At 44.2% G+C, this 23,014-nt stretch carries 30 protein-coding genes; 22 read left to right on the top strand and 8 right to left on the bottom strand.

Annotation, left to right across the window (positions count from 1 at the left end; genetic code table 11):
* Positions 1-56: 56 nt before the first annotated feature.
* Together V7S65_RS24205 and V7S65_RS24200 are read right to left on the bottom strand one after the other, a co-directional pair.
* On the bottom strand, positions 57-833 hold the full coding sequence (locus V7S65_RS24205) for a LytR/AlgR family response regulator transcription factor (RefSeq protein WP_079472603.1): 777 nt from the start codon (positions 831-833) through the stop codon (positions 57-59).
* Entirely contained in the window at positions 830-1,753 is a 924-nt protein-coding gene (locus V7S65_RS24200; RefSeq protein ID WP_336388080.1) for a sensor histidine kinase, read from the bottom strand. Before V7S65_RS24200 ends, V7S65_RS24205 begins: the two co-directional genes overlap by 4 nt.
* On the opposite strand from V7S65_RS24200, the gene V7S65_RS24195 reads away from it, so the two are divergent.
* Positions 1,752-2,192: a hypothetical protein gene (locus V7S65_RS24195; RefSeq protein ID WP_336388079.1), complete on the top strand. Its 441-nt coding sequence runs from the start codon at positions 1,752-1,754 to the stop codon at positions 2,190-2,192. The two genes, V7S65_RS24200 and V7S65_RS24195, sit on opposite strands and share 2 nt — an antisense overlap.
* Before the next feature lie 127 nt (positions 2,193-2,319).
* Positions 2,320-2,580 carry a hypothetical protein gene (locus V7S65_RS24190; protein ID WP_079472606.1) on the top strand — a complete coding sequence of 87 codons (261 nt, stop codon included), beginning with the start codon at positions 2,320-2,322 and terminating at the stop codon, positions 2,578-2,580.
* A 129-nt stretch (positions 2,581-2,709) separates the two neighbouring features.
* On the opposite strand, the gene V7S65_RS24185 is transcribed toward V7S65_RS24190, so the two are convergent.
* Together V7S65_RS24185 and V7S65_RS24180 are read right to left on the bottom strand one after the other, a co-directional pair.
* On the bottom strand, positions 2,710-2,799 hold the full coding sequence (locus tag V7S65_RS24185) for a hypothetical protein (RefSeq protein ID WP_336388078.1): 90 nt from the start codon (positions 2,797-2,799) through the stop codon (positions 2,710-2,712).
* A gap of 149 nt (positions 2,800-2,948) precedes the next feature.
* Positions 2,949-3,332 (bottom strand): nuclear transport factor 2 family protein, encoded by a 384-nt coding sequence (locus tag V7S65_RS24180; protein WP_079472608.1) that lies wholly within the window; start codon positions 3,330-3,332, stop codon positions 2,949-2,951.
* A 228-nt stretch (positions 3,333-3,560) separates the two neighbouring features.
* Between V7S65_RS24180 and V7S65_RS24175 the strand changes: the two genes are divergently transcribed.
* From V7S65_RS24175 to V7S65_RS24160, 4 genes are read left to right on the top strand one after another with little or no spacing between them, the layout of a single operon-like run.
* Positions 3,561-4,133 carry a hypothetical protein gene (locus V7S65_RS24175; protein WP_336388077.1) on the top strand — a complete coding sequence of 191 codons (573 nt, stop codon included), beginning with the start codon at positions 3,561-3,563 and terminating at the stop codon, positions 4,131-4,133.
* Positions 4,134-4,136: 3 nt separating this feature from the next.
* Complete coding sequence (locus V7S65_RS24170) at positions 4,137-4,784, top strand: hypothetical protein (RefSeq protein ID WP_111579221.1); 648 nt, start codon at positions 4,137-4,139, stop codon at positions 4,782-4,784.
* Entirely contained in the window at positions 4,763-5,557 is a 795-nt protein-coding gene (locus tag V7S65_RS24165) for a histidine kinase (protein WP_111579222.1), read from the top strand. The genes V7S65_RS24170 and V7S65_RS24165 overlap by 22 nt, the downstream gene beginning before the upstream one ends.
* Before the next feature lie 10 nt (positions 5,558-5,567).
* Positions 5,568-6,239, top strand: coding sequence for a response regulator transcription factor (locus V7S65_RS24160; protein WP_111579223.1), 672 nt, complete (start codon positions 5,568-5,570; stop codon positions 6,237-6,239).
* Between the two features lie 23 nt (positions 6,240-6,262).
* Here the strand turns inward: V7S65_RS24160 and V7S65_RS24155 are convergent, their stop codons facing one another.
* Positions 6,263-6,652 (bottom strand): VOC family protein, encoded by a 390-nt coding sequence (locus V7S65_RS24155; RefSeq protein ID WP_336388076.1) that lies wholly within the window; start codon positions 6,650-6,652, stop codon positions 6,263-6,265.
* 329 nt (positions 6,653-6,981) lie between these two features.
* Here V7S65_RS24155 and V7S65_RS24150 point away from each other — a divergent pair, with 329 nt between their 5' ends.
* Both V7S65_RS24150 and V7S65_RS24145 read left to right on the top strand, forming a co-directional pair.
* Positions 6,982-8,148 (top strand): alginate lyase family protein, encoded by a 1,167-nt coding sequence (locus V7S65_RS24150; RefSeq protein WP_200817372.1) that lies wholly within the window; start codon positions 6,982-6,984, stop codon positions 8,146-8,148.
* Positions 8,149-8,245: 97 nt separating this feature from the next.
* On the top strand, positions 8,246-8,986 hold the full coding sequence (locus V7S65_RS24145; RefSeq protein ID WP_336388075.1) for a hypothetical protein: 741 nt from the start codon (positions 8,246-8,248) through the stop codon (positions 8,984-8,986).
* Between the two features lie 71 nt (positions 8,987-9,057).
* Here V7S65_RS24145 and V7S65_RS24140 read toward each other — a convergent pair whose 3' ends face one another.
* The gene (locus tag V7S65_RS24140) at positions 9,058-9,684 is read right to left on the bottom strand and encodes a GNAT family N-acetyltransferase (protein WP_339546532.1); all 627 of its coding nucleotides are present in this window, start codon (positions 9,682-9,684) and stop codon (positions 9,058-9,060) included.
* A gap of 560 nt (positions 9,685-10,244) precedes the next feature.
* On the opposite strand from V7S65_RS24140, the gene V7S65_RS24135 reads away from it, so the two are divergent.
* The 5 genes from V7S65_RS24135 to V7S65_RS24115 are packed head-to-tail and all read left to right on the top strand — an operon-like array spanning position 10,245 to position 13,388.
* Positions 10,245-10,655: an SMI1/KNR4 family protein gene (locus V7S65_RS24135; RefSeq protein ID WP_336388073.1), complete on the top strand. Its 411-nt coding sequence runs from the start codon at positions 10,245-10,247 to the stop codon at positions 10,653-10,655.
* A gap of 13 nt (positions 10,656-10,668) precedes the next feature.
* Entirely contained in the window at positions 10,669-11,214 is a 546-nt protein-coding gene (locus V7S65_RS24130) for an alpha/beta hydrolase (protein ID WP_336388071.1), read from the top strand.
* Positions 11,215-11,230: 16 nt separating this feature from the next.
* Positions 11,231-12,232: an NAD(P)-dependent alcohol dehydrogenase gene (locus tag V7S65_RS24125; RefSeq protein WP_336388070.1), complete on the top strand. Its 1,002-nt coding sequence runs from the start codon at positions 11,231-11,233 to the stop codon at positions 12,230-12,232.
* Positions 12,233-12,239: 7 nt separating this feature from the next.
* Entirely contained in the window at positions 12,240-12,899 is a 660-nt protein-coding gene (locus V7S65_RS24120) for a class I SAM-dependent methyltransferase (RefSeq protein WP_336388069.1), read from the top strand.
* Between the two features lie 45 nt (positions 12,900-12,944).
* The gene (locus tag V7S65_RS24115) at positions 12,945-13,388 is read left to right on the top strand and encodes a DinB family protein (RefSeq protein ID WP_079472621.1); all 444 of its coding nucleotides are present in this window, start codon (positions 12,945-12,947) and stop codon (positions 13,386-13,388) included.
* An 81-nt stretch (positions 13,389-13,469) separates the two neighbouring features.
* On the opposite strand, the gene V7S65_RS24110 is transcribed toward V7S65_RS24115, so the two are convergent.
* Complete coding sequence (locus V7S65_RS24110; protein WP_336388068.1) at positions 13,470-13,919, bottom strand: SRPBCC family protein; 450 nt, start codon at positions 13,917-13,919, stop codon at positions 13,470-13,472.
* 298 nt (positions 13,920-14,217) lie between these two features.
* Between V7S65_RS24110 and V7S65_RS24105 the strand changes: the two genes are divergently transcribed.
* Together V7S65_RS24105 and V7S65_RS24100 are read left to right on the top strand one after the other, a co-directional pair.
* On the top strand, positions 14,218-15,189 hold the full coding sequence (locus V7S65_RS24105; RefSeq protein ID WP_336388067.1) for an aldo/keto reductase: 972 nt from the start codon (positions 14,218-14,220) through the stop codon (positions 15,187-15,189).
* 42 nt (positions 15,190-15,231) lie between these two features.
* On the top strand, positions 15,232-16,044 hold the full coding sequence (locus V7S65_RS24100; RefSeq protein ID WP_111579233.1) for a helix-turn-helix domain-containing protein: 813 nt from the start codon (positions 15,232-15,234) through the stop codon (positions 16,042-16,044).
* Positions 16,045-16,101: 57 nt separating this feature from the next.
* Here V7S65_RS24100 and V7S65_RS24095 read toward each other — a convergent pair whose 3' ends face one another.
* On the bottom strand, positions 16,102-16,506 hold the full coding sequence (locus V7S65_RS24095) for a hypothetical protein (RefSeq protein ID WP_336388066.1): 405 nt from the start codon (positions 16,504-16,506) through the stop codon (positions 16,102-16,104).
* A 312-nt stretch (positions 16,507-16,818) separates the two neighbouring features.
* Between V7S65_RS24095 and V7S65_RS24090 the strand changes: the two genes are divergently transcribed.
* From V7S65_RS24090 to V7S65_RS24060, 7 genes are all read left to right on the top strand, one after another.
* Positions 16,819-16,995 carry a hypothetical protein gene (locus V7S65_RS24090; protein WP_159454443.1) on the top strand — a complete coding sequence of 59 codons (177 nt, stop codon included), beginning with the start codon at positions 16,819-16,821 and terminating at the stop codon, positions 16,993-16,995.
* Positions 16,996-17,029: 34 nt separating this feature from the next.
* Positions 17,030-17,215 carry a hypothetical protein gene (locus V7S65_RS24085; protein WP_079472626.1) on the top strand — a complete coding sequence of 62 codons (186 nt, stop codon included), beginning with the start codon at positions 17,030-17,032 and terminating at the stop codon, positions 17,213-17,215.
* Positions 17,216-17,309: 94 nt separating this feature from the next.
* Positions 17,310-18,284: a grasp-with-spasm system ATP-grasp peptide maturase gene (gene gwsG, locus V7S65_RS24080; protein ID WP_079472627.1), complete on the top strand. Its 975-nt coding sequence runs from the start codon at positions 17,310-17,312 to the stop codon at positions 18,282-18,284.
* Positions 18,262-18,441, top strand: a complete 180-nt coding sequence (locus V7S65_RS24075) for a hypothetical protein (RefSeq protein ID WP_079472628.1) — start codon at positions 18,262-18,264, stop codon at positions 18,439-18,441. Before gwsG ends, V7S65_RS24075 begins: the two co-directional genes overlap by 23 nt.
* A gap of 2 nt (positions 18,442-18,443) precedes the next feature.
* Positions 18,444-19,514 carry a grasp-with-spasm system SPASM domain peptide maturase gene (gene gwsS, locus V7S65_RS24070; RefSeq protein ID WP_336388065.1) on the top strand — a complete coding sequence of 357 codons (1,071 nt, stop codon included), beginning with the start codon at positions 18,444-18,446 and terminating at the stop codon, positions 19,512-19,514.
* A gap of 1 nt (position 19,515) precedes the next feature.
* Entirely contained in the window at positions 19,516-21,723 is a 2,208-nt protein-coding gene (locus tag V7S65_RS24065) for a peptidase domain-containing ABC transporter (protein ID WP_227024627.1), read from the top strand.
* Positions 21,713-23,014 carry an HlyD family secretion protein gene (locus tag V7S65_RS24060; RefSeq protein ID WP_336388064.1) on the top strand — a complete coding sequence of 434 codons (1,302 nt, stop codon included), beginning with the start codon at positions 21,713-21,715 and terminating at the stop codon, positions 23,012-23,014. Before V7S65_RS24065 ends, V7S65_RS24060 begins: the two co-directional genes overlap by 11 nt.

The raw sequence follows: 23,014 nt of genomic DNA, 5'->3' as shown, positions 1-23,014 counted from the left end.
AAGATTTCAGACCCTGGTAAACCCGGTGAAATAGAAAAATCAGGGGATGAACTGACCTAGCTGTTCATCCATTTTTTAAATTCAGCAGACCTGGCTTTACTGACAATAATATGTTCGTTCGGCTGCGGTTTTACCTTGACCAGTAAACGCCCGTTGAAATAAAACTCGGCTTCGGTGACAGCGTTACGATTGAGGATAAACTGGCGGCTTACCCTCAGAAATAATGTTGGGTCCAGTTGTTGTTCCAACTGCTCCATGGTTGACTCTACGACATATTGTTTGTCATCGCTGGTGCGGAGATGGACCACTTCATTTGCTGTATAGAACCAGGCTATTTTAGATGTTTCCAATGGGATCAATTTATCCCGGTAGTGTACCAGGAAGGATTTTTTATAAGACCTGGTCAGATTGCCAAGTTGCGCCAATAGTTCAGCCAGCACCGGCCCACCTGGTTTTTCAACAGCACCGGTCAGGTTTTTATACTTGTCCAGGGCGCTTTTGATCTCATCGGGGTCAAATGGTTTGAGAATGTAGTCGATGCCATTGTTCTTGAAGGCAGTAATCGCGTAATCGTTGAAGGCTGTCACGAAAATAACGGGACGGGATATCGTTGTCTGTTTGAAAATATCAAACGAAAGGCCGTCGGCCAGACGGATATCCATAAAGATCAGATCATAGAAGCCAGGATGGTCATTGAACCATGTCACTGCACCGGACACGTCACCCAATGTTTTAACAACAGTGATATGTTCATCTGTTTCATTTAAGATTTGGATCAGGCTGCGTGCAGTCGCTGATTCATCCTCCACGACCACTATACGGATATTTGTCATTGTTTTAAAGGGAGTTTTACGATAAAATGTGTATCTGACCGGCTGATTTCAATTTCATGGTGAATCATGATCCTGAAACGTTCATTCAGGTTGGCAAGGCCCATTCCATTGCTCGCTTCCGGTGTTGGTATTTCCCAAAGGCTGTTACTGAAAATAAGCTGACCATCCTTTACTTCAATTTGTACCCGTAATGGCCTTTCAGTTGTTGCTGCATTATGCTTGACTGCATTTTCAAGCAGGGGCTGCAACGATAGATGAGGTATTTTAACCGGCAGGTACACATCGGCTATATTGATTGTGAGCTCAAACGCATTTTCCAGCCGCATTGAAATAAGTTTTGCAAATGATCTGAGCATTGTCAGTTCATCGGTAAGGGGGACCAGATCCGTATGGGAACCTACCAGTGCATAACGAAAAACAGCAGACATATCACGGATGTATTTTTGAGCCTGTTCGGGATTTTCACGGACTATTGCCGAAAGGCTGCTCAGGGAATTGAACAGGAAATGCGGGTTCATCTGCTCTTTTAGTAATTGTAACTCCGAGGCCAGATAAGCATTTTTCAATTGCTGATTTTCAGCTGTTATGCTCCTGGAATTGCGCATCAGCAAAATGATCTTAACGATGATGGCTGTCAATATTGCACTCAGGCCCAGTCGAAAGAAAGAACCTGAGAACATCAGGCGGGTCAATTGGAGACCCGGGAAAAACAACCGTTGTAATACTGTGCCGGTAATCAATAAAACACAAAATGCAAGGAAGTTGAAAACAGTGTAGAGTAAATACTTTTCCTTTTCCCGGTAAGATGACAGCCATTTTCCCCTGCGGAGATTAACGCTGAAAAGAAGAACACAAAAAAGCAGGTTAAATGCAAACTGGAATAAAAGCTCAGAAGGATTAAAATGCCAGTACCTGGCCATGAGCCCATTTTCACGCAAAGCTAAAAGTTTTGGTGAGTTTACCATCAGGGCGATCAGCAGGGAACTGTACCAGCAAATACGGTGCTCATTTTTATTCATTGTTAAACTTACGGAAAAATTGATATTCTCAGGAGGCCACAACCGTCAGTTCGATAAATCAGGGGGTGAAATGGAATATTTCAATGGTCAGTTTGACTGCATCTTTAAGTTGAAACGATGGGGACAACCGGACAACGATGGTAGTATACCGGTAGTCGGTCAGAAGTCTGGTTTGTCTACTTCGGGCATGTCATTTGGCTGTTTTCGTCTAAAAATAAAGAAAATCCGTAAGAAACATACAAAATTGGGCGGACATAATTTCGCTGCTATTTCTGGAAATTGTCTCCCCATTTTTATTCTTTCGAATATGACCAAATTTTGGGCGAATATCGGCTTATAACTTTCGAATATAAAACGGATGCATGAATTGAATCATGGCTCATCTATTTTTGATGTGAAAATATTAGTGTGAAAAGTGCCGCTATTATTGGCCTGTTTAGTTATTAGCGCCGTTAAAAACCAAAATTATGTTGAAGTTTAACAAAATGAGTAAAAAGCCGCTTGATATCCTGTATGCAATACTTTGGATTGGCATTTTCGGGGCATTTGCAGTTTATGTATATTCGGGCAAGGTATTCGAGCCATATAACGGGAAGATTCATATTGTTGCCATTTTGATAGGGTGGGTGGCACAATATATTGGTTTGTTTCTTACGGCGTTACTCTTGTTTGCAATAGGAGTATACAAAGCATTCATGATTTTATTTAGTGATAAATACGAGAAGTAAAATCACGACGATACAGAAGGAACGTTGCTGGTCAATCGGCTTAATCCGGATACGGGAGATGATGCTAATCCAAACTACCTTTCTTTATAATTTTACGATGGGATAAACCCCATTGCAATAATTGTTCTGCTACAGGAACGAAGGACTTGCCATATTCATAGTATATTCTACCATAACCGGTTTTGTATTGTGTACGGTACGGCTGACAAGCTTATTCATTTCCAGATCTTTCAATTCTTTAGACAACATTTTCCCGGAAAATCATCAGTTTCCATTTCCCCCCCCCAGATTTCAATGCTGTCTCTTAATGCCAGCATTGCTTCGTTGCACTGTTCGGGCGACACATTGGTAAATTACTCAACTTCCACTCACGATAATTCCTGTCGATAGGAGACCTTATCCATGATCAGCCATTTCCCGTCTAACTTTATCAGGTTAAACCGGTCAATGAACCGAAAGGTGGCAAAACTTAATTGCACGTGTGCCGACCCGGTATCTCCATCCCAGGTATATGAAAGGAGTTCGGGTTGGCATTCCTGTAATGTTGCCTGGGCAACCAGGTCCAGGTATTGCGGTAATGTCCACTGAACTAACTTTCCTTCTATGATGGTCCTGATGTACGCATCAGGGTGAAACGCCGCCCGGAGCCTTTCAATGTCCAGTACCGGACGTCCTTGAAGATAATTATTAAGAGTAAGCAGGATGAGCTGTTTTTCTTCTTCTATACCGATTTTGTTTGCCAGGGTTTCCATGTTTTTTGCCGCAAATTTATTTGTTTTTTCTTTAATCCTCCAAATGTATGTTCGGTACTAAGTAATCACATGCCTTTATGAAAACAGGTATTATTGTCTGTTTTGAGAAAAGAAGCAGGTATTTATACCTGTTTTTGAGAAGCCCGGGGTATCAGCTCCATTTTTTGTAATTACATTACAGCATCTTTGTTATGCACTATTAACCAAATCCTATAAAAAACACTTAAAATGAAGCAGCACCTCTTTTCTCTTCTCCTATTGGTGGGGCTCGCCGTGGGATGCAAAAATCAGCCGTCCGCCGGCACAGCCAAACCGGGACCCGCCACCAAAAATGATTGCAACCAGGTCACAGACAGTGTTGGCCGTGTATTGGTGAACCTTGTAACGGCCCGTCAGCGTATTCAATCATACGACAGTCTTTGCCGTCTCCACTGGAAAGGCGCCGAGCCGATAGAAGCCTATACCATCCGTGCGGTGGACCTCCTGGCTGCCATGGGCCTGCCACCGGAACTCGCCGATTCATCTATATGCAGGTTCAAACATATCCGGGTATACCTGGGTTTTCAGGACAAGGTAGGGTTCAAGCTGTACGTTGTACCGGTGGATAATGCCTGCATGAAAGGAAAGGACCCTGCCAAGTGGAACGCGGGTACCGACGTAATACTCGACAAAGACGCAAACCCCATCCTCGCAAATATCGATTCAACGGGCATCGCTGCTTACGACAAGTACGTACTGGATCTCAACGCCCCATGTCCGAATACCTGCCCGGAGCCGGGTCCCCTTAAAGAACACCGTTGATATATGAGCTTTTCAGAAACGATCATACTGCTATCACATGTACCTATTTTATTCACAGTAACGTATGCTGCTGTGTACTATAGCAAATTGCCCCGTGAGCTGAAAGTGTTCTCATGGTTTATTTTCCTGTCGGGTATCATCCAGTTTATTTCCCTGGCTTTCTGGTTCGTCAGCAAAAACAACATGCCGTTGCTGCATATATATGTGGCGGCAGGTTTCCTTTGCCTGGCATGGTTCTATAGCACATTGCTCAATGGATTCATAGATGCAGGAGTAATATGGTGCATCGCTATATTATTCCTGCTCTTTACAATAATCAACACCCTGTTCATTCAGCCTATTCACACTTTCAACTCTATCGCATTAACGGTGGAGGCTATTCTCATTGTGATCCTGGCATTATTCACTTACCGGTTTTTTCTGAGTGATATTGTAAAAGAAACGAGTGGCCGGAATATCAAAAGCCTTAACTGGATCAATTCAGGACTGTTCATCTATTACTCTTCCAGCATATTGATTTTTTATTCTGGTGCTGTTATTACGGCTTTCAGCAGGAGCTTGAATTTGTACGCCTGGATATTTCATTCATTCTTTTCCATTGTCATGTACACTTGTTTTTTTATTGGCTTATGGAAGCGATCAAAGACCTGAGTTTTTTAAATGCATTGCTGCCACTGGCGGTTATTGTGTTCATCATTGGTGCCGGGGTAGTGTTCCTGAACCTGCATTTCCAAAAGAATTTGTCGATGCAGAAACTCAGGCAGGAGGCATTGAAGAATATCTATCAACACGACCTGCTTCGCTCGAATATTCAGGCGCAGGAAGAAGAGCGCAAGCGTATTGCGCAAGACCTGCACGATGAACTGGGAGCGGTGATGTCTATTATGCGCATGCATCTTATGGTACTTGAACAACAAAGTGCTGATGGCACGAAGCAATTGCAGGAGTCCTTGCAGTATGTTCGTCAACTGTCGGAAACGGCGCTGGGAAGTGTGAGAAGTATCAGCCACCGCCTGATGCCGCCGCAGCTGGAATCTTTCGGGCTGAAGGCCGCGCTTGAGTCGGTAACGGAGCAGGTCAACAAGGCCGGTGAAATAAAGATCGAACTGGGTTGTGAAGCCCGCATGGACGACCTGCCCTGGCTGGTAAACCTCGGCTTGTTCCGCATCATCATGGAAATGATCAACAATACGCTTAAACACGCTGGCGCCAGATCGATAAGAATAGATCTTTTACGGCATGGTCAGGAACTGGTATGTTATTATACGGACGATGGGAGAGGACTGCCAGATGGCAATGCCGGCAAGGGGCTGGGGCTTAAGAATATTGAAGGCCGGGTGAATGCACTCGGCGGAAAACTGGAAATGGGCAACCAGGAATCAGGCGGATACTACGCCATTGTCCGATTAATATTATCTGCATAATACTTACTATATGAAAAAAGAGATCAACATAGGATTGGTGGAAGACCAGGTTCTTTTCAGAGAAGGCATGAAAGCCATTATCAACACCTGGCAGGATATGAAGGTGATATTTGAATCTGCGGATGGTTACTCCGTGCCGGATAAATTACGCCAGGCCGCTGTTCTCCCGGACGTAATGCTGGTCGACCTCTCACTGCCGCCGGATGGCGACAAGGAATACAGCGGTCAACATGTTACCCAGGCGCTCGCAGATACCTATCCTGAAATGAAGATCCTTATCCTGTCGGTCCATGATGATGAGAATTTCATTAACCAGTTGATCCAATGCGGTGCGCATGGTTACCTGGTGAAAGACAGTGCGCCACAGGAAGTACAGGAAGCCATTATCGCCGTGCATACTAAGGGATCTTATATCAATGAACGCGCGTTGAAGGCGTTGCAGCTAAGAACGGTGAGAGCTGTCAGGAGCAAGCCGCAGAACCTGTCCATTACCAAAAGAGAGGAAGAGATATTGCAGCTGGTATGCAGACAATATACCGCAGAGGAGATTGCGCAGGAACTTTTTATTAGTGTAAAAACAGTTAATGGACACCGGAATAACCTGCTGCAGAAAACGGGTTCACGTAATGTTACCGGCCTGGTGTTATATGCCATCCGGAATAACATTGTATCGTTGAAATGATATTTTACGTTTATGATGGGTATTCAACCTTCATATTTGTGAAACTCAGTTACTATTAAATAATATCCATCCGGGTCCCGGAGCGAAAATTCTTTTCTTAATGAGTTTGGATTTAAGTGAATATCCTCTTCGATAACACTGCCTGTTTTTTCAACCTTAGCCCGTATAGCCTCCATATTTTTTGTCCTGAAGTAAAGTATTAACCCATTTCCCTGAGGGATGGCTGGATTAGTCATTGTAGGATGATGATGTTCTCCCCATTTGTGAAGACAGAGTACAATTTCATCATTTTCCGACACTAAAACAGCAAACTCATTTCCACCGTGTATTCTTCTGAAATCAAATACCTGTTGATACCACACTGAGCTGGCTTCAACATCTTTTACTGCTATTATCGGGTCAATTTTTGTCATTGTTTTTTGGGTATTATCTTTTGTTAACGTATGCGTATTTCCAGCCTAAAAGTAGCGATTACCTATTGATTTCTGAATAGCGTTATTTTCTCTCGCAATGATTTTAAGATATAAATTAATCTGAAGAACTATTAGAAGGCGATAATGCTTCAGCTATAGCGGCAACAGCGACTTACTTTGCTTCTCCATAAAAAAATATTCCTGGAAAATATCAACAGGAAAGCTACGTTACTTATAGATATATTTATTGTAATTTTGACAATTATACAATTGAAAAACCGATGAACGCTATGAGACTATGCACTGTTGGAGGAATATTTTTATTTTTCATGGCAACAGCATGTAGAAAAGAAATGACCAATGCAACAGAAAAGGTGGCATTGAACAATCACGATACTATTTTTGTGCACCCGGGATTATTACATAAACAGTCGGATTTTGACCGCATGAAAAGTAAAGTGGGTGCAGGAGCGGAGCCCTGGCTATCAGGCTGGAATAAGCTGATCACCAATTCACACAGTGCGCTCAGTTGGCAACCCAATCCGGCGGATACAGTTTACCGGGGCAGTGACGGCATCCATCGTGAAAACTACGGTCAGCTGTATAACGATATTGCTGCGGCCTATGCTACGGCATTAAGGTGGAAGATCTCGGGAGATAAGGAATATGCCGACAAGTCGATACAAATCATGAACGCATGGTCGGCGAGACTAAAGAGAATCGGTGGTAACAACGACGCGAACCTGGCCGCGGGATTGTATGGCTATCAGTTTGCCAACGCGGCGGAAATTATGAGAACGTACGAGGGTTGGGCGCCGGCGGACTTCTCCCGGTTCCAGAAAATGATGCTGAACGTTTTTTATCCTATGAATCATGCTTTCCTGACGAGAAAGGAGAGGTGTATGAGCCATTTCTATGCAAACTGGGACCTATGTGTCATGAATTCCATCCTGGCTACCGGCGTATTGTGCGATGACCGGGACATCTATAATGAAGCGATCAGCTATTTTAAATATGGGGCAGGTAACGGTGCCATTGCAAATGCCATTTACTTTATTCACCCGGATGGTCTGGGACAATGGCAGGAAAGCGGCCGTGATCAGGGCCACACCACTCTTGGCATAGGCTTAATGGGCACCTTTTGCGAAATGGCCTGGAATCAGGGCGACGATATGTATGGTTACGACAATAACCGCTTCTTAAAAGGTGCAGAGTATGTAGCTGCGTACAATCTAGGCGACTCCGTTGCCTTTAAACCTTATACCAATTGCGTTGGCGTGGTGCAGAATGTCATCAGCAGTGGCAGCCGGGGAAATACCCGCCCTGTTTGGGAGCTGGTGTATAATCATTATGTAAACCGTAAAGGATTGGCTGCTCCAAATTGCGCGCGGTTTGCCCAAAAAGTACGACCAGAGGGCGGCGGCGGAAATTACGGACCTAACAGTGGTGGGTACGATCAACTTGGTTATGGAACACTAACCTGTACACTGAAATAAGAATTTATCCGGTTAAAAGCAAAAAACTGCGCATAAATTTCTAATATTGCGCTCTCATACAAAAGCCGGAATACCCATTAGTTCGATGCCTATACAAATGAAATTATATTCAAAATCAGTAGTTGCCTTGCTGCTCCTGCTGAACATTTACTTACATGCCAATGGCAGCACTTTCCCGGATACTACAGGTGTCTTAATTATCAATAAGGAAGATGTTCTGCCGGATGGCGCCAGGAAGATTGGTAAGATAAAAGTAACCGATGGTGTTTTTAAAATCGACTGCGGATATGAGCAAACATTGGAGCAGGCGAAATCCCAGGCCATAAAAGCAGGCGGCAACATCATTAAGATCAGGGAGATAAAGCCTCCTGATGTGTTTAATTCCTGCTACCGCTTATCGGGAGAGGTTTATTACCATCCTGATATCGCTGGCGTAATGACCGGCCGAATAAAGGCTTTCGATTCAATGATGCGCATATTGCTTCCGGAAACCGTTACCTACGCTTTATTGTACGTATATCGCCCGGATATGGGTTCGTCCATTCCATATAATGTATTTTTGGATGATTCAATAATATGCCGCATAAGAAACAGTTCCAGGTATCTTATTAAAGTTAATAAAGCCGGTCTAGCCAGAATATCTGCACGAACAGAATCACGCGATGAGGTGTCAATAAACATCCAGCCGGGAAAAGCATACTTCGTGAAATGTTCAATTGCTCCTGGTGGTTTTATTGGTCGGCCCAAACTCAGTATTATTGATGCCTATGAAGGGTTCCAGGAGTTTAATTCGGTGAAGGAAAAGCCTAAAGAGGAAAAAATAGATGCGGTATATTAGCAATCAAGGTGGCAGGGATGTTTAAGTTCTTTTAAAGCCATCTGAGGCTAATTAAGGCATGTCTGCAGATCTTATTCAATTATTCCGGGAATTACGGCTGTAGTATAAGGAGAATACACCTCCCAGCCAAGTTTTTCATATAGTGCTTTGCCCTCTATCGTGGCTACGAGTATTCCTTTCTTTATTCCACGCGCTGTTCCCAGCGCTTCCAGTGTTTTCATCACTATACTTCCAAGCCCTTTTCTCCGGTGATCCGGATGGGTTTCAATCCTGTCATATATGGCGAAGCCATCAACGAAAACCACGCGGCCAACTGCAGCCTCTGCATGTTCGGGTGTGAATATTCTAACAATAGGAACTGTTGCTTCCTTATTGATATCAAGGATGTAACCCTTTGGTAATGCTGTTCCCGGTGATGTCATTGGAGCGTTACAGGTCATCATAAAAGCGGGAGCCTGAATAACCCAACGCGGAGGTAGTAATCCGGTCACAATTTCTGGTTTAGCGCAGACTTTGAGGAAAACCCAGGGATCAACAATTGTTTCTGCCAGATATTTCAATTGGTCTGTTGGGCTGGGAAAAACATAACGCATGGCTTGCTGAGGCCAACCAACGTTTACAAAGAGTACACCATTTTCCCGGTCTGGTGCAGGTAATTCCCGTGCGGCTGACCAGCCTTTAAGCCATGTTTCTACCATATAAGGGTTGACAGGATGATTTGTCATTAAAAATGAGTGTCTGTTGAAATAAAGGTAGTGAACTTTTGCCTTTGAGATACAGGGACCACGATACAAAGCCACTAGTCACTGAAAATTTCAGTCAGTACAATCCGCATAACCAGGTAACCGCAGACGAATCCGTAACTTAAGAAAAGCACAATAATAGCACCGGAGAATACCGCAGCAAATGCCTCGTTATTTACTACTCCGGCCGGTTCGTTTTAGGCAGGGGAGCAGGGCTTTCCATATTGGGAGCTTCCATAAGTTTTGGGGTTTATTTGTGATATGGGATTATCCTAATAAAGATAAGAAATTGGTGCGTTTTGTAATAGTAAATTATAATCTGAAACTTATAGAAGCCCAATTCTCAGCAAGGCGAAGAACTAACATTTGCTCTTTAAAAATGACAATAAAATACAATCGATAAAGTTATAAAATACGTAATTAAAAAATATCGGCGTGTTTAGCAGAAATCACTTCGTATATTTGAGCGTTGCCCGCAACCCTATTGGCCCCAGGATTCAATCATGTATCGAAATATGAAAAATAGTATTATTGATATTTTGCAGCAATGGAAGAATGAAAAGATAAAACTGAATCCTGCCGCATCTCCTGGCTTAATTGCTGAGGTAGAAATGGCAATGGATTTTTCATTCCCCGAAGAGTTTAAAGAGTTATATACACAGGTAAATGGATTTTCAGATTATGACTGGAGAGAAAACATGTTCTCAATCTGGCCACTTGAAAGGATCCTTGAAGAGTACAACGGCAGTGATGATAAAACCTTCATTGCGTTCTCTGATTTCCTTATTAATAGTCATAATATTGGATTTGTGAGAAGTCAGCCCGCGGTTTTTAAAAGATATGGAACCACTGAGTATACCTTTGTTTCAGACTCATTCATAGAGTCAGTTAAGTTGATAAACGCCAATTCTGATCTGATTTATTGATGAATAACAAGATATGAGAAAACAAGTACTTTTTATACAAGGCGGGGGCGACGGTGGTTACGAAGCAGACGCAAAGTTGGTTGCATCCCTGCAACAGGACTTAGGAGAGGATTATCAGGTAATCTATCCCCAAATGCAAACGGATGATGCTGCTCCCGATTTTGGTTGGATGAAGCAAATAGGTGAAGAAATTGGCAACCTCGGAAACGATGTTATTTTGGTGGCACATTCATTAGGTGCATCACTGCTGCTGAAATACCTCGCTGAAAATGAAAGCCCGAAAAGGCCAGCCGGAATTTTCCTGGTATCCACGCCATTTTGGAGTGGTAAAGCGGAATGGGTACAGGGATTGAAACTTCAGGAGGATTTCCCTGAAAATCTTCCAAAAAATAGTCGTATCTTCTTTTACCATTGCCGGGACGATGAAGAGGTCCCGTTTAACCATTTTACATCATACAGGCATAAACTCCCGGGGGCAACTTTCCGAGAAATTGAAACCGGAGGGCATCAACTCGGAAACGATCTTAACCTGGTAGCAACAGACATCAGAAATCTATAAATTCACCGGTCTATTTATGAAAATCAAAGCATTTGGAATTAAGGAGAAAGGTGGAAAAGCGGAGCCATTTTACTATGAAAGAAATGTCGGCGCCAATGAGGTGAGGGTTAAAATTATTTATTGCGCTATTGCAAGGGGGGATGTTCAATTCATAAGTGATGATTGGGGCGATACAAAGTTTCCACTTGTTCCGGGACATGAAATTGTGGGAATTGTGGAAGAAACCGGCGAAAATGTAACCGGCTTAAAAGTGGGCGATCGCGTTGGAATTGGCTATCAGCAGGAGGCTTGTTTTGAGTGTGAGTTTTGCAAAGCAGGTAACGAGCAATTTTGTACGCAGCAGAAAGTAATTGGTGTGCATTGCTATGGTGGTTTGGCTGAATATATTGTGGCCGATAACAGGTTTGCATTCAAACTACCGCCGGCACTGCATCAGGTAGGTTCAGTTCCTTTGCTGTCGTCCGGCCTCACCGTGTATTCAGGAATTATGAAAGCACAGCTGCCTGCCAATTCCGTTGTTGGCGTTCTGGGAGCTGGTGGCCTGGGTCACCTGGCGATCCAGTTTTTAAATAAGATGGGACATCAGGTTTATGCCTTTTCTCATTCCCCCGAAAAAAAGGAGATGATTAATCAGTTGGGCGCTGAATTTGTGCTTACCTCAAACCCCAATAATCTTACAGCGATTAATAAGAAATTTGATTTTATTATCTCTACATTAAATGTACCGTATGACCTGGAGGGTTTTCTGAAAATCCTCAAACCACAGGGGAAATTTTGTATAGTGGCTACACCTTTGGAGAAGCAGCCCATTAACCTTGGCTTGCTATATGATTATGCTCAACGAACTATTTACGGAAATTATGTGGGTAGTCGCAGGAACATGATAGATATGCTTGATTTTGCCGCAGAGCATAATATTGGGAGCGCAGTGGATGTTATGCCATTCTCCCAGGTGAATGAAGCAATAGAAAAGGTAAGAACAGGAAAAGGTGGGATTCGGTTAGTATTGGAAAACTAAGATGAAGATGAATTCACAGGAAAAAGTATTAAGCTGTTATAACCAGGTAGCCGGCGACTATGCAGCTGAGCGTTGGGATGAACTCTCAAAAAAGCATTTTGACCGCTTGCTGTTGAAGGAATTTGCATTTGTTAATAGAGACAAAGGACCATGCGCCGACTTTGGCTGTGGCCCAGGGCAAACGACAAGATTTCTGTACGACAATGGCATAAAAGATATCACCGGCGTTGATTTGTCGCCGGAGATGGTTAGTGCTGCCAGCGGGCTTTCTCCTCAGATCAAATTTGAAACCGGCGACTTGTTGAATATCGCTTATCCTTCAGAATCTCTCGGAAGTGCACTTGCCTTCTATGCGATAGTGCATTTCACCAATGACCAGGTAAAGAAATGTTTTGAAGAAATAAACAGGGTGTTGAAAACAGGGGGAGATTTTTTATTTTCCTTTCATGTGGGAGATGAGATCGTTCATTTTGACAAAGCGCATGACAAAGAAATTGATGTTGATTTATTCTTCTTTAAAACAGATGACATAATAGCACTACTTTATGAAACTGGTTTTAGTATAGTTGATGCCATAGAAAGACGTCCGTATGAGGAGGTGGAATACCCAAGCAGGAGGGCCTATGTCTGGGCCGCAAAAAATGAAGGGAAAGCGGAGCGTGTGTGAACAAAGTTAAAACGAACAGATTTCTCATAACCTGGATTACCACCAATGAAAACATTCTTTAAAGAGATATTTGAATACAATTACTACATCAACCAAAAATTGGGAGATGCTTATCATACAAATACAGACAAAATTTCCGAAAAAGCGCAAAAACTTTATAGTCACATCCTGAATGCCCATCAGATTTGGAATAACAGAATTGAAGCCAGGCGCTCTGCTTTTGGAGTTTGGGAGGATCATGCTATTCACGAATTCAGGGATATTGATAAAGCAAACCATGAACATACCTTCTTTATAATCGACACGCTTGATCTGAACAGTACCGTCAGCTACACAAAAGGAGGAAAGACTTTTAATAAAAAGATCTGTGAATTATTGTTTCACGTTATTAATCACTCCACTTATCATAGGGGCCAAATTGCAACTGAGTTTAAACAAAACGGGCTAAACCCTTTGGCAACGGATTATATTCTCTATGAAAAAAAGTAAGGCAAACAAAAGCCGCATAGATCTTACGATTTATGCGGCTTCGTCTTTTGCACGGGTATTATCTGGCGGCCATGAGGCGGATCATGCATCCGGTATTTCAGGTTCTACCAGCTTAGCCAGCTTCTCCAGGGATTCCTGCCAGCCTAAATAGCACATTTCTACAGGTATGGCAGACGGAATTCCTTCCTGCGTAATTTTTATTTCTGTGCCTGCAATCGTTTTGCGAAGCCATACACTGGTGATCATTTCTCCCGGCAGGTTTGGATCGTCAAATTTATCGGTGTACTTCAAAAATTCATTTGGTTTGATTTCCAGGTAGACACCGCCAAATGAATGGCTATTTCCGGTAGAGAAATTCTGGAATGACATCTTAAAAGAACCACCGGTCTCTGCTTTCATCTGGTGGACGGTGCACAAAAATCCATAAGGAGGCAGCCATGAAGCGATTGCCAGGGCGTCAGTAAATGCGCGGAATACTTTTTCCGGAGATGTTTTAAGCATCCTGTGTAGTGAAACAGTGTTGTTTGCCATAAGATATATTTTGTCCCTACTCATCTGGCTTTTCGGTTCCGCCCGTTTTTAGTGTGGTCGCTGCTCCACTGTGTTGATTGATTATCTTATAACAAAGATGGAAATAAAATCAGATTTGGGCAGGGGGCGTATACGACAATACCAAGGGTTGTTTGCGACCCGGCTGGGAACTCAAACATCTCCCTGAAATGTGCAACCCGGGAGTGAGCTATCCAGACAAGTAAAATGAGCCATGAAGGAAAGCCACTATCGCGTGCGAAAGCTGATCTTTGTGCCGTTAATCAATAAAATAGCAACAATGACAACAATTACAAAGATAGCCCTGGGCAAAAACGGCCCACTCGTTTCTAAACTCGGATTAGGCTGTATGCGCATGTCGCCCGTTTGGGGAGGCCCGAAGAATGATGAAAACGAAAGTATTGCTACCATTCAGGCGGCATTGGACAGCGGTATTAACTTTCTGAATACTGGAGACTTCTACGGCAGCGGCCACAATGAACTGCTTGTAGGCAAAGCCATCAAAGGCAGGCGGGACGATGCCTTTATAAGCGTGAAATTTGGCGCCATCTTTTATGGCAATCAAATGCTAGGATTGGACCTGCGTCCTATAGCCATCAAAAACTTCATCAATTACTCCCTGGTACGTTTAGGCATAGATACAATCGATCTTTACCAGCCGTGCAGACTCGATAACAGCGTTCCCGTGGAAGATGTGATTGGTACTGTTGCCGACCTGATCAAAGAGGGTAAAGTACGCCACCTGGGCGTTTCTGAAATAACCGCAGATCAGTTACGCAAGGTGAATAGTATCCACCCGGTAACAGCACTGGAAATAGGCTATTCACTGGCAGACCGCCAGATAGAAAGTGACCTGCTTCCTACCGCCAAAGAGCTGGGTATAGGGGTTGTGGCATTTGCCAACACCGCCGAAGGGCTACTCACCGGTGAAATGAAAGCGCCTCTTCCGGCTAATGCCTATCATCATCACTTCTCACGGTTTCAGGGAGATAACCTGGTAAAGAACCTCGAAAAAGTGGAAGTATTAAAACAAATGGCCAAAGAGAAAGGGTACACACCAACACAACTGGCAATCGCCTGGGTGAATGCGCAGGGGGATCATATTATGCCATTGGTAAGCATGAGCCGGAGATCACGACTGCCGGAAAACATAGCTGCAATGGAGATTGCGTTTACTCCTGATGAAATGAATACGCTTAATACGCATTTTTCAGCGGGCGCCATACTTGGAGAAACCTATCTGCAGCGATAAGGGAATGGTGCATAAGCTCCGTCTGTTTTATATCTTTACATCATGACGAACCCAACTGAAATAATTCCCGGCGTCCTTTTTTACTCTTATTTCTCGGCCATGAGAAAGGAGAAGGTAGCATTCCTGGAGGACAATATGCTGGTAATGCAGGTTTCGGGCCGTTTTACCCTGGAAACTGCCAGTCAGAAGATCTCAATGGGGCGCGGCGAAATGTTGCTGATACAAAAGTATCAATTGGGGGAAATTACCAAGATGCCTTTGGAGGGTGAGGATTATCAAACCATTGTTATCTGTCTGAAAGAAGACTTGCTCAGGAAGATCGCCCTGGAGGAGCAGATAGAGACAGACCAGAAATATACCGGTCCATCCAGCATTCTTATTCCCGGAAACGATTTTTTGCATGCCTTCTTCCAGTCTGTGCTTCCGTATGTTCGCCATCCGGAAGAAAAAGTAACCAGTGCGGTAGGCATGCTTAAAGTAAAAGAGGCGGTATACCTTCTCCTGAATACCATGCCGGGGCTCAGTAAATTATTATTCGACTTTTCGGAGCCTCATAAAATAGACCTGGAAAAATTTATGCTTGGCAATTTTCATTACAACGTTCCCGTTGAAAAATTTGCACGGCTTACGGGAAGAAGTCTTGCCGGCTTCAAACGTGATTTCCAGAAAACATTCGGGATGGCACCCCGGCAATGGTTATTAGAAAGACGGCTGGAGGAAGCCCGGCATCTTATTGAAAAGAAGAACAAAAAGCCATCTGCCATTTACCTGGACTTAGGCTTTGAAAGCCTCTCTCATTTCTCGCATTCTTTTAAGAAGAAATTCGGTAAGACGCCCACTGAATGGGTAATTTAGAGAGGACGGATGGTGGAAGCTTTTTAGAACCTGCACAGCGTGCAGGTTTTTTTATTGCTACTGCTTTGCCAGTTTGGTTCTGAGCTGCTGGTATTGTTGGGTAAATATTTCCGGTGGCAGCTTCATCTCCAGTAACAATAATATTTTATGGTACTGCCGGGGTAAAAACACGCTGCGGGCTATCACCAACCGCCGGTCGGCGTAATAAACGGTGATTTGTGGGTCCTGTCTTCTGCCTACTTCCGCCATATCTGTTTTGGTAATGGTTTGCCAGTTTACTTCATGCGGCTTCCATCCACCTTTTAACACCAGCGCAGCATCTGAAATGATCAGTTGTAACCGGGTATAGGCAAACATTGACCAGGCGAGGAATAAAAATATAAAAGTGAGAAAGATGAACATCGGGGATGTATTGATCTGGGAAATGGAAAAAACCGCCAGTACCAGCATAAGCACACTCATAACATAACACATGATCCTGAAAAATTGAGGTACACGGAAAGTCTCCGTGGTATATATCATCCGCATAGCGATTCGTTATTAAAATCCGCGTGTAATATAATATTTTGCGCCCATTTGTTGTTTGCCGGATACAATAAGGGAGAATCGGGAACCAGCCACAATAAATAGAAACCACCGCCCCCCTGGTGGTTTACCCGCCGCAATTATTCCTCAAAATACTACGAATATGGATCGTAACCAGCCAAATATGCCTTCGGCTTCTGTGGAATTGGCCTTGACGGCTAATTTTAAGGCAGATTTAAAAACCATAACATGAAACAGTTAGAAAAATTGGTTACCAAAAAGGTAGCATTACCGGAAACTGTAAAAGGCGGCAGAGCAATGGCTCTTGAATACTTTCTTGACGACCAGGAAAGAACCACGGAAAACTACGCTTCGTGGAACGGCCAGCATTATGTAACCGACACCCGGAATGATCCAAACAAGTAGCCCCCAAAACGTAAACCTCTAAAAATTAAAAACAATGGACAAGTTAACAAAACTGAATGCAAAGAAAGTAGAATCTCTGGAAACAATTAAAGGAGGCAGACTCGCCCTTGACGCGATAACCGATCTGTCTGATTCCGGCGAAAGCGCAGGTACCACTATTCACACGCCCACCCATTATTCAGGTCCGGATGTTTACCTGTGCGATCACAAACGTGACTAGTAATCAACCTCTCCTTCCGCCATTATTATGACCGGAAACTACAGGACTGCCGGTATTACCGGTAGTCCTTACTACCAGTAATCAACTGTACGCCATGTCCAAACAGATCCTCATATTAAGTCAATCGCACCTGGAAGGCACCACTGATCATGTTTGCCAGTGGATGAACCATTTGCGGATACCCTACCTGCGGGTGAATGGGGAGGACTTCTTCCATTTTCAAAACCTGGATGATCTGCCAGGCAACAACGAAGTAGCTGCTGTCTGGTACCGGAGAAAGATCAGCAGCTTCCCCGTAAAATACAGTCTTAAACAAACGGACTTTAATACCCAGTACACGTTGAAACGTTTCCTGGTAGATGAATTTAACGGCCTTCATTCCCTCTTGTTTTACACTATTGATCGCCATAAGTGGCTCAATGACCCCATTTCAGAAGATAACCTGAACAAATTGCACGTATTGAGCCTTGCCCGCCAATGCGGAATTAGCACCCCTTTCACAGAAGTGGTGACTACCAAAGCGGCAATTATGCATTTGCTGGATAAGGGCAAAGAACTAATCGTAAAGCCTGTCAGCGAATGCATTTTTCTTGAAGATGCGGAGGGAGGACAGTACAAGATGCTCACCAAAACCATTAACAACGCCAATCTGCATCTGGTACCTGAAAAATTCTTTCCCTCGCTGGTACAGGAAAAAATTATAAAAAAGTTTGAGATACGCACATTTTACCTGGATGGTGCGTGCTACTCTATGGCTATCTTTTCCCAGAATAACCGGAAAACAAAAGATGACTTCCGGAACTATGACAACCAGCGGCCCAACAGAACAGTTCCCTACAAACTACCGGCTGACCTGGAACGGAAGCTGGATCAGCTGATGAAATCACTGCGTTTCCGGACAGGTTCCATTGACCTGATGGTAGACATGCAGGGGAACTATCACTTCCTCGAAATTAACCCGGAAGGCCAGTTCGGCATGGTATCTTATCCCTGCAACTATTACCTGGAAAAGAAATTAGCAGAACTGCTGCATAAAAATAGCTCCCATGAAAAAGAAATTCACCAGTAAACTGAAAGAGAAGAAGGGATTACCGCTGTCGCTGTATTTCCTGGAGAAAAATAACCAGCAGCACACCAGCTCCATTCTCAAATTTGAAAAAGCCCCGAAAATAAACTCCGACGGGTTCGAGCTATTCAATTTTTATAAAGTGATCTCCAAATTCTGATAATGGAATATTTAAATCTATACGCAAACTGCCGGCTCGTAAAAGGAGCCAGTATGTCGCTGCTCTGCGATCTGCAGATGCGCAGGTTTTATCATATCCCAAACGATACCGCCGATGTGCTCATATTCCTGCAACAGCACTCCATCTCCGAATGCATGACCCACTATGGGGAAGATAACCGTAAAACCATTAAGGGCTACATTGATTTCATACTCAATAAAGAACTGGGATTTACAGACAACCAGCTGTTGCCGGAACTAACTCCACTGGACCTCAGCTGGGACAGGTATTCAGATATCACCAATGTGATTATTGAGTACAATGAAGAGATCAACTACACCGGCTCCTTTTTCCGCGAACTCTTCGACCTGCATGTGCAGGGGCTGGAGATCAGGTGTTACCGTAAAACAACGCTGGATAAGATCCGGGAATTACTGGAGGTGTTCAACGGCACCACCCTGAAGTTTATTAAACTGGTACTGGCGTATGATGATACGCTGGAGCTGCAGACACTGGATAAACTGGTGAAGCAATACCCGCGGGTAAAGGCGCTGCTGATACATTCCTCACCGGCTGATAACCCGGAGAAAATATTTGAAGGTTCTGTGCCGGTGATATTTGTAAGCGGTAGTATCAATTCCTGCCGGGCTTGTGGCGAAATCCGATCAAGCTATTTCATTTCCAATATGGAGCTGTTCACGGAGAGCCAGCATTATAATACCTGCCTGAACAGAAAACTGAGCATAGACCTGAACGGGTATATCAGGAATTGCCCTTCCCTGCCGGATAATTTCGGGCATGTAATGGACACGTCGGTACAGGAAGTGTTGGACAATAAAGCATTTCATAAGTATGCGAAAATCCGTAAAGATGAAATTGCGGGTTGTAAAGATTGCGAGTTCAGACACGTATGTACTGATTGCAGGGCATACCTGGAAAACCCGCAGGATATTTATTCCAAACCGCTTAAATGCGGGTACGATCCGTATAACGGTACCTGGGAAGACTGGACGAAGAATCCACTGAAGCATGCTGCCATAGCCGGGTACGGGTTGGGAGAGATAATAAATTAATATGAAACTGAAAACATTCCCTTTTTATATGCAGCCGGACGGGAAGGATTGCGGTCCTACCTGTATCAAGATCATCAGCAAACATTACGGCAGGTTAACGGATATTCAAACCATCCGGTCGCTGGCGGAAACCACGCGGGAGGGAAGTTCTTTGCTTGGATTGTCTGCTGCTGCCGAGGGGATGGGTTTTAAGTCGCTGGCGGTAAAAATAGATTTCATTACCCTGATGGAAGAGGCGCCGCTGCCCTGTATTTGTCATTGGGGACAACAGCATTTCATTGTTGTTTACAAAATAAAAAAATCAGGACCGGATACAATTGTGTATGTTTCCGATCCTGCTTACGGCCTGATAAAATATACCAAACAGGAATTTATAGATGGCTGGGTAGGAAAAGGAAAGCAGGAACGGGATGAAGAAGGGATTGCCCTGCTGCTGGAAACCAGTCCCGCATTTTATGAAGCAGATGCAGCAACCCCGCGCAGCAGGAAGGATTTCTCCTTCCTGTTCAGCTATTTCTTCCGGTACAAAAAACTCATCGCTCAACTGGCAATCGGCCTGCTTGCCGGGAGCCTGCTTTCCCTGATTTTTCCCTTTCTTACGCAAAGCATCGTAGACATAGGCATCCAGAACCATGATCTCAACTTTATTTACCTGGTGCTACTGGCGCAGGTGATGCTGTTTACCGGCAGAATGGGAATAGAGATCGTACGCAGCTGGATCCTGTTGCATCTCTCCAGCCGGATCAATATTTCGATTGTGTCCGACTTCTTCATAAAACTCATGAAATTGCCGATCAGCTATTTTGATACGCGTATGACCGGCGACATTATGCAGCGTATCAATGACCATCAGCGGATAGAACAATTGCTTACCAATTCCTCCCTGAGTACCTTGTTTTCCCTGGTGAACCTGGTTATTTTCAGCGTGGTACTGCTGCTGTACGACTACCGGTTATTCCTGATCTACCTGTTGGGCGCATGTTTGTCGGTAGGATGGATTTCTTTTTTTCTTAAGAAGAGAAAGGAACTCGACTATAAACGTTTTTCGCAGGTATCGCAGGAGCAGAGCAAGGTGATCGAACTGGTGAATGGTATGCAGGAAATCAAGATGCATAATGCAGAGAAGCAAATGCGCTGGGGATGGGAGTTCATGCAGGTAAAACTGTTTAAGATCCAGATCAGGTCCCTGTCGCTGGAACAGTGGCAAACCGTAGGCTCGAATTTTATTAACCAGATGAAAGACATTTTTGTCAGTTTTCTCGCAGCAAAACTGGTACTCGATGGCAACCTTACGCTGGGAATGATGCTGGCGGTACAGTATATCATTGGCCAGCTGAATGGCCCGCTGATACAGCTGATGGACTTTGTAAAACAAACGCAGGATGCAAAAATATCGCTGGAAAGACTGGGAGAGATCCATGATAAGGACGATGAAGAGCGCGCAGATGTACAAACGATAGTGGATATACCAGAACAGGACATCGCGCTGGATAATGTTTCATTCCGCTATGTGGGTGCGGGCGCGCCGGTGTTTGAACACCTGAGCCTGCGTATTCCTCACCGCAAAACTACCGCTATCGTGGGAGCCAGCGGCAGTGGTAAAACAACCCTGCTGAAGCTGCTGATGAAATTCTATGAGCCCGGTGAAGGTGAAATTAAAATCGGGAATGTACAGCTGCAGCATATTTCGGCGCGGTACTGGCGGGATCAGTGTGGTGTGGTGATGCAGGAAGGATATGTATTCAATGATACCATCGCTAAAAATATTGCCATAGGCATAGACGATATTAACCGGCAGCAGCTCAGGAAGGCCGTGGATGTGGCGTGTATCAGGGATTTTGTTGAAAGCCTGCCATTAAGCTACAATTCAAAGATCGGCAATGAAGGAATCGGTATCAGCGGCGGGCAGAAACAGCGGCTCTTTATTGCCAGGGCAGTATACAAATCGCCGGAGTATATATTTTTTGATGAGGCCACCAGTGCGCTGGATGCAAACACAGAAAAGGCGATCATGGGCAACCTGGAGCAATTCCTGAAAGGGAAAACGGCTGTGATAATCGCCCACCGGTTGTCGACCGTGAAAAATGCAGATAAAATCATTGTACTGGATAAAGGAAAAGTAGTGGAAGAAGGAAGTCATGATGAACTGGTATCGCTCCGGAAAGAGTATTACAGGCTTGTAAAAAATCAATTGGAACTTGGAAACTAAGAAAGATATATTAGACACTATTCACCTGCATTCAGAGGGCGTGCAGGACATTCTTACGCAGCCGCCGCATTGGATGGTGCGCTGGGGTAATACCACCATATTTCTTATACTCCTCCTCATTTTACTGATGAGTTGCTTAATAAAATATCCGGAGTTTGTTCCTTCCACCGTTATCATTTCATCCCGGAATCCGCCGGAGAAGCTGGAAGCCAGGATCAATACCAAAGTTGAAGAAATATTTGTGACCGATCATCAGGCTGTTTCCCGGGGCCAGATCCTTATGGTATTGCAATCCACGGCCGATTACCGGGATGTGATCCGGTTGAGGAGCATCATTGATTCGCTGGGAAATATGGCGGTGGAGTATTTCCCCATTAATGAAACAGCAGGGTTTAAACTCGGGGAGATCCAGGCCGATTATAATGCCTTTGCCAGGGCATTGACAGAAGAACAACTTTATGCCAGGCTGCAGCCTTATTCCCCGGACTATGCTGCGGCCGACAAAAGCCTCACGGAATCACGCAGCCGGATACGTACCCTGCTGCAACAAAAAAGCCTGGAGCAAACGAAGTATGAACTTTCCAAAAGGGAGTTCGACAGGTACCAGGAACTTTTTAAAGAAAGGGTCGTTTCCGCGTCGGAGCTGAACCAGGAAAAAATGAAATTTTTGCAGGCAGAGCAGAACCTGGAGAATATCAATATTACTATATCCCAGCTGCAGGAAGGTATACTTGGTATTGAAAAAACCAGGAGCGGGGTTACGATCAATGCGCAAAAAGACAAGATCAATTTAACCTCGCAGACGGGGCAGCTTTTCGAGCAATTGAGAAAATCACTCAACGCCTGGGAACAGAACTACCTGCTCACCTCCTCTGTGGCTGGTGTAGTGGGCTTTCAGCAGTTTCTGGGAAAGAACCAGTTTGTGAAAACGGGGGATATCCTGTTGTCCGTTATGCCGGATGATAAAGATGTGCTGATCGGTGGGTTACGGGTACCTGCCACTAATTCCGGCAAGGTAAAGGTGGGACAGAAAGTGTTGTTTAAGCTGGATAACTATCCGTACCAGGAGTTTGGTATGGTGGAAGGCCGGGTGAAGAATATTGCCAATGCACCGGATAAAGATGGCAATTACTATGTGAATGTCATTCTCCCAAATGGGCTTCAAACATCTTTTCACAAAATACTTCCCTTTGATAAGGAACTCAAAGGAAATGCGGAAATAGTTACGCAGGACCTGCGGTTGATAGAAAGATTCTTTTACCAGATGAGAAAGCTGCTGCGGTTTGAATAA

The sequence above is a fragment of the Chitinophaga sp. CCNWYY40 genome, from assembly GCF_037483205.1.
GTDB lineage: Bacteria > Bacteroidota > Bacteroidia > Chitinophagales > Chitinophagaceae > Chitinophaga > Chitinophaga ginsengisegetis.
Note: the sequence above shows the minus strand (reverse complement) of the source record. Positions and strands in the feature narration are given on the sequence as shown.

Excerpts from the sequence above, each read along its gene's own strand:
- V7S65_RS24150 (WP_200817372.1), top strand. The coding sequence starts at position 6,982 with ATGGCAACAGCATGTAGAAAAGAAATGACCAATGCAACAGAAAAGGTG.
- V7S65_RS24065 (WP_227024627.1), top strand. The coding sequence starts at position 19,516 with ATGAAACTGAAAACATTCCCTTTTTATATGCAGCCGGACGGGAAGGAT.
- V7S65_RS24130 (WP_336388071.1), top strand. The coding sequence starts at position 10,669 with ATGAGAAAACAAGTACTTTTTATACAAGGCGGGGGCGACGGTGGTTAC.
- V7S65_RS24140 (WP_339546532.1), bottom strand. The coding sequence starts at position 9,684 with ATGGTAGAAACATGGCTTAAAGGCTGGTCAGCCGCACGGGAATTACCT.
- V7S65_RS24185 (WP_336388078.1), bottom strand. The coding sequence starts at position 2,799 with ATGAATAAGCTTGTCAGCCGTACCGTACACAATACAAAACCGGTTATG.
- V7S65_RS24120 (WP_336388069.1), top strand. The coding sequence starts at position 12,240 with ATGAATTCACAGGAAAAAGTATTAAGCTGTTATAACCAGGTAGCCGGC.
- V7S65_RS24205 (WP_079472603.1), bottom strand. The coding sequence starts at position 833 with ATGACAAATATCCGTATAGTGGTCGTGGAGGATGAATCAGCGACTGCA.
- V7S65_RS24085 (WP_079472626.1), top strand. The coding sequence starts at position 17,030 with ATGGACAAGTTAACAAAACTGAATGCAAAGAAAGTAGAATCTCTGGAA.
- V7S65_RS24180 (WP_079472608.1), bottom strand. The coding sequence starts at position 3,332 with ATGGAAACCCTGGCAAACAAAATCGGTATAGAAGAAGAAAAACAGCTC.
- V7S65_RS24110 (WP_336388068.1), bottom strand. The coding sequence starts at position 13,919 with ATGGCAAACAACACTGTTTCACTACACAGGATGCTTAAAACATCTCCG.
- V7S65_RS24100 (WP_111579233.1), top strand. The coding sequence starts at position 15,232 with ATGACGAACCCAACTGAAATAATTCCCGGCGTCCTTTTTTACTCTTAT.
- V7S65_RS24090 (WP_159454443.1), top strand. The coding sequence starts at position 16,819 with ATGAAACAGTTAGAAAAATTGGTTACCAAAAAGGTAGCATTACCGGAA.
- V7S65_RS24145 (WP_336388075.1), top strand. The coding sequence starts at position 8,246 with ATGAAATTATATTCAAAATCAGTAGTTGCCTTGCTGCTCCTGCTGAAC.
- gwsG (WP_079472627.1), top strand. The coding sequence starts at position 17,310 with ATGTCCAAACAGATCCTCATATTAAGTCAATCGCACCTGGAAGGCACC.
- V7S65_RS24125 (WP_336388070.1), top strand. The coding sequence starts at position 11,231 with ATGAAAATCAAAGCATTTGGAATTAAGGAGAAAGGTGGAAAAGCGGAG.
- V7S65_RS24195 (WP_336388079.1), top strand. The coding sequence starts at position 1,752 with ATGAGCCCATTTTCACGCAAAGCTAAAAGTTTTGGTGAGTTTACCATC.
- gwsS (WP_336388065.1), top strand. The coding sequence starts at position 18,444 with ATGGAATATTTAAATCTATACGCAAACTGCCGGCTCGTAAAAGGAGCC.
- V7S65_RS24170 (WP_111579221.1), top strand. The coding sequence starts at position 4,137 with ATGAGCTTTTCAGAAACGATCATACTGCTATCACATGTACCTATTTTA.
- V7S65_RS24160 (WP_111579223.1), top strand. The coding sequence starts at position 5,568 with ATGAAAAAAGAGATCAACATAGGATTGGTGGAAGACCAGGTTCTTTTC.
- V7S65_RS24165 (WP_111579222.1), top strand. The coding sequence starts at position 4,763 with ATGGAAGCGATCAAAGACCTGAGTTTTTTAAATGCATTGCTGCCACTG.
- V7S65_RS24200 (WP_336388080.1), bottom strand. The coding sequence starts at position 1,753 with ATGGCCAGGTACTGGCATTTTAATCCTTCTGAGCTTTTATTCCAGTTT.
- V7S65_RS24115 (WP_079472621.1), top strand. The coding sequence starts at position 12,945 with ATGAAAACATTCTTTAAAGAGATATTTGAATACAATTACTACATCAAC.
- V7S65_RS24105 (WP_336388067.1), top strand. The coding sequence starts at position 14,218 with ATGACAACAATTACAAAGATAGCCCTGGGCAAAAACGGCCCACTCGTT.
- V7S65_RS24175 (WP_336388077.1), top strand. The coding sequence starts at position 3,561 with ATGAAGCAGCACCTCTTTTCTCTTCTCCTATTGGTGGGGCTCGCCGTG.
- V7S65_RS24135 (WP_336388073.1), top strand. The coding sequence starts at position 10,245 with ATGAAAAATAGTATTATTGATATTTTGCAGCAATGGAAGAATGAAAAG.
- V7S65_RS24155 (WP_336388076.1), bottom strand. The coding sequence starts at position 6,652 with ATGACAAAAATTGACCCGATAATAGCAGTAAAAGATGTTGAAGCCAGC.
- V7S65_RS24095 (WP_336388066.1), bottom strand. The coding sequence starts at position 16,506 with ATGAGTGTGCTTATGCTGGTACTGGCGGTTTTTTCCATTTCCCAGATC.
- V7S65_RS24075 (WP_079472628.1), top strand. The coding sequence starts at position 18,262 with ATGAAAAAGAAATTCACCAGTAAACTGAAAGAGAAGAAGGGATTACCG.
- V7S65_RS24190 (WP_079472606.1), top strand. The coding sequence starts at position 2,320 with ATGTTGAAGTTTAACAAAATGAGTAAAAAGCCGCTTGATATCCTGTAT.